The organism is Photorhabdus noenieputensis (assembly GCF_018448935.1).
Taxonomy (GTDB): Bacteria; Pseudomonadota; Gammaproteobacteria; order Enterobacterales; family Enterobacteriaceae; genus Photorhabdus; species Photorhabdus noenieputensis.
Genome location: NZ_RCWC01000062.1, coordinates 1 through 7,215, shown reverse-complemented (window position 1 = coordinate 7,215; position 7,215 = coordinate 1). Strand labels below are relative to the sequence as shown.

Below are 7,215 nucleotides of genomic sequence, written 5' to 3'. Positions count from 1 at the left end.
GAGTACGATCAAAAACCTTGCCGTCCTTGTCGTGAGTGAGGACATCCTCGACAGGCATCGCATTGGGTGTTTGTAAATCAACCGCCGAAATATCTGAAAAATTGAGTTTTTGGATATTTTTCAGCGTGACCGTGCCGTCACGCCCGGCGACCTTATCGGCCACCACATACCCACTGTCGGTACGGGTAATTTGATAATCACCGTGGTTACCGTGCAGACTGACGATGTTGATCCCGCCGTCCCCATCAATCGTAGCATTGCCGTGACCCACTTCGATCACGTCGTCACCAAAGCCGCCAAAAATCTTATCATCGCCGCCGCCAGCGTGAATGATGCTGCCGCCTTGGGAAGCATAGATTGTGTCGCCCTGAGAACCGGCATAGATAACCGACTTGCCACTGCCACCAATGATAGTGTTGTGCCCGCTGCCGCCGACCAATACGTCGTTACCCATGCCACCGACCAGCACCGAATCACCGGAACCACCCTTGATAAAGACACCGTTGGCTCCGCCGCTTCTGATTACATCACTGCCGCTCCCGCCTTGAGCCATAGTTAAACCGGCTTGAGCCATGTTCAGCTCCACGCCTTTTTTGCCGACAATGATCGCCGTATCGTGCCCGCCATTGCCGTGAATGTTTTTCGTATCGTCAGAAGCGCTGATAACAAAAACGTCATCGCCGACACCACCGACATAGGTATTGCTCCCTGCGCCCCCGACCAGCCAGCTACCAGTTTTTGCCGCAATCAACGTATCATTGCCGCTGCCACCATACAGATTGCTGACTCCCAGTTGCTCAGCATTTAGGGTTTCATCTGTTTCACTCTGGCTGGCGTAAGCCGTGGTAGTGATATCGTTGGTGGTGGAAGTCACTTTCGTACCAGCCCCCTGAGTGCTCAGGGTGTTGCTAACGGTGTCACCAAGAAAATCAACGGCCAGCATTTCCTGAGTTTTACCATTGATAGTAAACGATCCACTGGCAACAACTTTATTCCCATCACGGACTTCCGTTTTGTTCGAAGCCCGGACGTTTATCTGAGTAATACCCAATTCCGCCAGTGTCTTGAGTTCGCCCACACCGACTTTCGCATCGCGGGTACTGTCGACCCAAACCCGCAGCTTGCTCCAGATCGGGTCAGTCTGATCAATCACTCCGTCTTTATTAGCATCTTCACTGGCTAAAGCACCGAAACCCTCCTTGAATTTTTTTTCGCCAGCGGCACCGTTTATTCCGGCCTTACCACCGTAGTATTCGGAGAACATCTGGCTGGCATTTTTTATCTGACCGCTACCATCGTCGATCACCAATATCCCGGTATTGCGATCCGCCCAACCGCTGCGCTTAAGCGTGCCACTGTTGTCCATGTCGAACAGCACGCCGTCACGAATGTCAGTCATGTGCACACCATTGCCGCTCAGATCCAATAACAGCGGGTCAACATAAGTGTTAAACGTTGTCATCGCCGACAAGCCGTTCAACGTCACAGCATTGCGTAAGCCAAAGTCCAGCTTGCTGATGTCTCCGGGTTGGTAGAAAGGCTTGTAGAACTCCGACAGATAAGTGTTAGGTCGGACATTGGGATCAAGCTGCATTTCACCGGGACGAATACCACCAGTGGCAAGGCTGGCCATTTGGGTTGAAGTGAAGTCTGTTTTATTGAGAATATCTCCAAGAGCAGATATTTTATGTGTTGCTGCATTTTGTATAAACCCGTTAGCAACATCCTGCTGGGCTTTGTTTTCTCCCTGAACATGTTTCTGCGGCTGTGGGGAGGAATTGATATCAATATTAATCAAGTTTGTCGATGGTGGGCGAGGATGTATATCGTCTACGCCAAGCCATAAACATTGCATACCACCTTTTTCTTCATAATACTCACCATGACGAGTCAGGTTATCACGGATAATTTGAGCTCCTTGAGTTTTTAACATGTCATTCATACGATGAATATTATGCTTGGGAAGCGGATTTCCTTCAGAACCATACTTGTTATATCCAATGACTTTTAATGATGCATATGCGAAATCCACACAACTATTGGTGAACAAGTTGTAACGTGTAACGTCAAATTCTTCTGGCTTTGGTTCTTTTGAAAATTCGCGTAACTTGGTGTATTGCTCTTTCGTCAAAGCAATGGTGACTTCGGAAACAGTCTCTTGGTAGGCGGCATTATCATAAGGGGTCATGTTCCCTTCACCAAATGGTGAGCCATATTTTGACTCGAAGCCAAAACTCTCTTTATTCCCGTCGCCGTCATTTAAAACATACCACATATGGCCGCCGGATGAAGAATGCACATCTCCTGTTTTGTGCTTTCCTTTATCAGACTGATAAATATATTTCGCTCCCGACTTAGCTACTTTATAAGTTACGGTATAATTCTTTGCCATTTTTTATATTTCCTCTATTTATATTGATATCATTTAAAGTCTTCTTAGATCTTCGGATTAAAATATGAGAGTTCTACAAAACTCTCAATGCCATTAAAAGCAGGCACATCTTCCAGGGTAGTAATTACCGCAGAGTAACGTCCGGGGAGCAATTCAAGTGTTTTAATATCACGCACGGTCGTATTTATTAATCTCTTTTCGTAATAGAAGGCTTGCCACCCATCGAGCCTTACCGCATTTACCTTCTTGTCAAAAAAAACCTTTCCGTCTTTAACCAGACGAAGAGAAACGGGAATAGCAATCCCATCCTTATCAACACTCCCAAATATCTTAGATCGCCTGTCTATTTCATTATAATCACCCCCAGTAGCAAACAGCAGAGCAAATTGATAATTTCCAGCCTTGCGCTTGCTGAGTTCAAAATTAATCTCGACCGATTGTCCCGAATGCGACACATCAATCGGCTTGCGTATAGCATCAATGTAATTAGAGCATGCTACTAACCAGATACAACTCATAAAAATAATAATGTTGCGCCAGTTTTTAAACCTTTCATGTACTTGTAATATTTTCATTTCTTCACTCAAAATTTTGATATTTTCTTTGTTTATATTAACACCCGTTTAAATCTTCGGCTTGAAATAAGTGAGCTCTACAAAACTCTCAATGCTATTAAAAGCGGGGACATCCTCCAAGGTGGTAATGACAGCAGAATAACGCCCAGGGGGTAACGAAAGTGTTTTAATTTCTCGCACAGCCGTAGTTACCGTTCTTTCTTCGTAATCAAAGGAATGTCCCCCATCGTATCCCCCTGCGTTTATTTTTTCGTCAAAAAAAACCTGACCGTTTCTAACCAGATGAAGCGAAACGGGAGTTGTCACCCCGTCATCATAAATACTCCCAAATAACTCATCTCGCCTGTTCATTTCATCATGACCATGCCCTCTAGCAAACAACAGGGCAAACTGATAGTCTCCCTTCTTGCTGATTTCAAAATCAATTTTGACTGACTGATCAGAATGCGACACATCAATCGGTCTGTATATATTAATGGGCTCAGAACATGCCATTAATAAAATGCAACTCATAAAAATAATAATGTTTTGCCAGTTTTTAAACCTTTCGTGTATATGTAATACTTTCATTTCATCACTCCAAATTTTTATATTTCCTTTGTTTATACTGATACCATTTTAAATCTTCTTAAATTTTTGGATTGTAATAGGCGAACTCAACAAAACTCTCAATGCCATTAAAAGCAGGCACATCCTCCAGGGTGGTAATTGCCGCAGAGTAACGTCCCGGGAGTAACTCAAATATTTTAATGTTTCGCACAGCTATATTTATTCTTCTTCCTTCGTAATCGAAGGAACGCCCCCAACCGCTTCCCACAGCGTTTATTTTTCCATCAAAAAAAACCTTGCTATCTCTAACTAGATGAAGCGAAACGGGGATTATTACCCCGTCCTTATCAACATTCCCAAACAATTCAAGCCGCCTTTTCATTTCTTCATAGTCATTCCCTTTATCAAACAGCAAGGCAAACTGATAATTTCCTTCCTTACTGATTTCAAAATCAAATTTAACTGATTGACCAGACTTCGACACATCAATCGGTTTGTATATATCAATGGGCTTAGAGCAGGCCATTAATAAGGTGCAGCTCATAAAAATAATAATATTTCGCCAGTTTTTGAACCTTTCATATATACGTAATAATTTCATTTCATCACTCCAAATTTTGATATTTCCTTTGTTTATACTGATACCATTTTAAATCTTCGGATTAAAATATATGAGCTGTACAAAACTCTGAATGCCATTAAAAGCAGGCACATCCTCCAGGGTGGTAATTACCGCAGAGTAACGTCCGGGAGGTAACGAAAGTGTTTTAATTTCTCGCACAGCCGTAGTTATCCTTCTCCCTTCGTAATCGAAGCTACGTCCCCAGCTACGTCCCCCTGCATTTATTTTCTCGTCAAAAAAAACCTCGCCGTTTCTAACCAAATGAAGCGAAACGGGGGTTATCACTCCTTCCTTATCAATATAACCGAATAATTCAAGCCGCCTTTTTATTTCATCATCATCCCCTTTATCAAATAGCAGAGCAAACTGATAATCCCCAGCCTTTCTCTTACTGAGTTCAAAATTAATCTCGATGGATTGCCCCGAATGCGACACATCAATCGGCTTATATATAGTATCAATGTGCTTAGAGCATGCCATTAATAAGGTGCAACTCATAAAAACAATAATATTTCGCCAGTTTTTGAACCTTTCGTGTACTTGTAATATTTTCATTTCTTCACTCAAAATTTTGATATTTTCTTTGTTTATATTAACACCCGTTTAAATCTTCGGATTAAAATACGTGAGCTGTATAAAACTCTGAATACCATTAAAATCTGGCACATCTTCCAGGGTGGTAATTACCGCAGAGTAACGTCCGGAGGGTAACGAAAGTGTTTTAATTTCTCTCACAGCCGTAGCTATATTTCTCTCTTTATAATAAAAGGATTGTGTTCCTTCGCTCCCCACCGCGTTTATTTCCTCGTCAAAAAAAACCTTGCCGTCTTTAACCAGACGAAACGAAACGGGGGTTATAACCCCTACCTTATCAATACTCCCAAACAACTCAAGCCGCCTTAGAATTTCTTGATAACCATTCCCTTTAGCAAACAACAGGGCAAACTGATAATCTCCAGCCTTGCTCTTGCTGAGTTCAAAATTAATCTCGACGGATTGATCAGAATGCGACACATCAATCGGTTTGCGTATAGTATCAATGTGCTTAGAGCATGCCATTAATAAGGTGAAACTCATAAAAACAATAATATTTCTCCAGCTTTTAAACCTTTCATGTACCCGTAATACTTTCATTACGACACTCCAAATTTTGATATTTTCTTTGTTTATACTGATACCATTTTAAATCTTCGGATCGTAATGGTTGAATTCAACAAAACTCTCAATACCATTAAAAACAGGTACATCCTCCAAGGTGGTAACTACCGCAGAGTAGCGTCCGGGAGGTAATGAAAATGTTTTAATTTCTCGCACCGCCGTATTTATCCTTCTCTCTTCGTAATTGACGGCACGCCCTCCTTCAGATCCCGCAGCGTTTATTTTCTTGTCAAAAAAAATCTTGCCATCTTTAACGATATGGAGTGAAACGGGGGTTATTACTCCATCTTTATCAGCTCTCCCAAACAACTTAAACCGCCTTGCCATTTCATCATGACCCTCCCCAGTTTCAAACAGCAGGACAAACTGATAATTTCCTTCCTTGCTGATTTCAAAATCAAATTTAACTGATTGACCAGACTTCGATACGTCAATCGGTCTGTATATATCAATGAACTTAGAGCAGGCCATTAATAAGGCACAGCTCATAAAAATAATAATGTTGCGCCAGTTTTTGAACCTTTCGTGTATACGCAATACTTTCATTTCATCACTCCAAACTTTGATATTTCCTTTGTTTATACTGATACCATTTTAAATCTTTGGATCGTAATAGGTGAATCCAACAAAACTATTGATGCCATTAAATTCAGGGACATCTTCCAAGGTGGTAATAACAGCAGAGTAACGTCCGGGGGGTAGCAAAAATGTCTTAATTTCTCGCACCGCCGTATTTACATATTTCTCTTCGTAATAGAAAGCCTGTCCCCCATCGTATCCCCTGGCATTTATTTTCTTGTCAAAAAAAATCTCGCCATCTTTAACGATATGGAGTGAAACAGGGATTATTACTCCATCTTTATCAGCTCTCCCAAAAAACTTAAACCGCCTTTCCATTTCATCATAACCCTCCCCAGTTTCAAACAGTAAGGTGAACTGATAATTACCTTCCTTGCTGAGTTCAAAATCAATTTTGACTGATTGACCAGACTTCGATACGTCAATAGGTCTGTATATATCCATGTGCCTAGAGCAGGACATTAATAAGGTTAAGCTCATAAAAACAATAATATTTCGCCAATTTTTAAACCTTTCATGTATATGTAATACTTTCATTTCATCACTCCAAATAAAGCAAGGCGGCGAAAAACATTAACGGTCATTTATCTCAAACCCGGAAAACGGTGAGTATGGCGAGCCGAGTTCACAGAGCTGCCCTCACAACCTACCGTTCTCTCAGACTTTCATCTATATGCTGCTGCAATGGACTCAAGAAATAATCGATCACGCGACGTTGATCAGTTTTTATTTCTGCCGTGATCGACATGCCCGGAGACAGTGCGACTCGCTGACCATTGACCATCACGTGATCAGACTTCAAACGAATGCGGCTGCTATAGATGAGCCCATGCTTTTCGTCCTCGATGGCGTCGTTCGACACGTTGAGCACTTCGCCGTCAACGGTGCCGTACTTGGTGAAAGTAAAAGTTTCCACTTTGACGGTGACCGGTTGACCAACATGGACAAAACCCACATCCTTGTTTTCCAGCCTGGCCTCCACTTCTACCGATTGGTTTGCGGGGACGATGACCATCAGCGGCTGAGCGGGTGTCACCACGCCACCAATGGTATGGATAGCGAGTTGTTGAACTGTGCCGGCCACCGGGGCTTTGAGGCTGGTCAAGGTTTCCTGATAGCGGGCCTTCGCCAGCTCCTGAACCAAGGTCGCTGCTTTTTTGTTGGCTTCCTGTTGCAGGTCGAGCATGGCGCGGCGATTTTGCGCAACAACAGCCTCACGCCGACGTCGCGCCTCGTCCTGAGCGGCGGTGTACTGCAAGACACTGGCCTGTTGTACGCTTAACTGGCGTTGCAGATCCAGTCGCGTCTGCTCTTTCTCCAGATATTCATGCCGCGACACA

At 43.0% G+C, this 7,215-nt stretch carries 9 protein-coding genes; all 9 read right to left on the bottom strand.

All coding sequences use genetic code 11. The features are described 5' to 3' along the window. Nucleotides 1-2,392 (bottom strand): calcium-binding protein (locus EAE91_RS22655; protein ID WP_280520304.1); only part of this gene is annotated, 2,392 nt, incomplete at its 3' end. A 44-nt stretch (nucleotides 2,393-2,436) separates the two neighbouring features. Further along, entirely contained in the window at nucleotides 2,437-2,967 is a 531-nt protein-coding gene (locus EAE91_RS22650) for a DUF5625 family protein (RefSeq protein WP_214090434.1), read from the bottom strand. A gap of 48 nt (nucleotides 2,968-3,015) precedes the next feature. Then, nucleotides 3,016-3,537 carry a DUF5625 family protein gene (locus tag EAE91_RS22645; protein ID WP_214090433.1) on the bottom strand — a complete coding sequence of 174 codons (522 nt, stop codon included), beginning with the start codon at nucleotides 3,535-3,537 and terminating at the stop codon, nucleotides 3,016-3,018. 58 nt (nucleotides 3,538-3,595) lie between these two features. Next, complete coding sequence (locus EAE91_RS22640) at nucleotides 3,596-4,117, bottom strand: DUF5625 family protein (protein WP_214090432.1); 522 nt, start codon at nucleotides 4,115-4,117, stop codon at nucleotides 3,596-3,598. A gap of 48 nt (nucleotides 4,118-4,165) precedes the next feature. Continuing rightward, complete coding sequence (locus EAE91_RS22635; RefSeq protein WP_214090431.1) at nucleotides 4,166-4,693, bottom strand: DUF5625 family protein; 528 nt, start codon at nucleotides 4,691-4,693, stop codon at nucleotides 4,166-4,168. Between the two features lie 48 nt (nucleotides 4,694-4,741). Next, nucleotides 4,742-5,272, bottom strand: coding sequence for a DUF5625 family protein (locus tag EAE91_RS22630; RefSeq protein ID WP_214090430.1), 531 nt, complete (start codon nucleotides 5,270-5,272; stop codon nucleotides 4,742-4,744). 48 nt (nucleotides 5,273-5,320) lie between these two features. Next, a complete protein-coding gene (locus tag EAE91_RS22625; RefSeq protein ID WP_214090429.1) occupies nucleotides 5,321-5,842 on the bottom strand; it encodes a DUF5625 family protein in 522 nt (173 codons plus the stop codon). Nucleotides 5,843-5,890: 48 nt separating this feature from the next. Then, the gene (locus tag EAE91_RS22620) at nucleotides 5,891-6,412 is read right to left on the bottom strand and encodes a DUF5625 family protein (protein ID WP_214090428.1); all 522 of its coding nucleotides are present in this window, start codon (nucleotides 6,410-6,412) and stop codon (nucleotides 5,891-5,893) included. Between the two features lie 109 nt (nucleotides 6,413-6,521). After that, on the bottom strand, nucleotides 6,522-7,215 hold a 694-nt coding region (locus EAE91_RS22615; protein WP_214090427.1), incomplete at its 5' end, for an HlyD family type I secretion periplasmic adaptor subunit.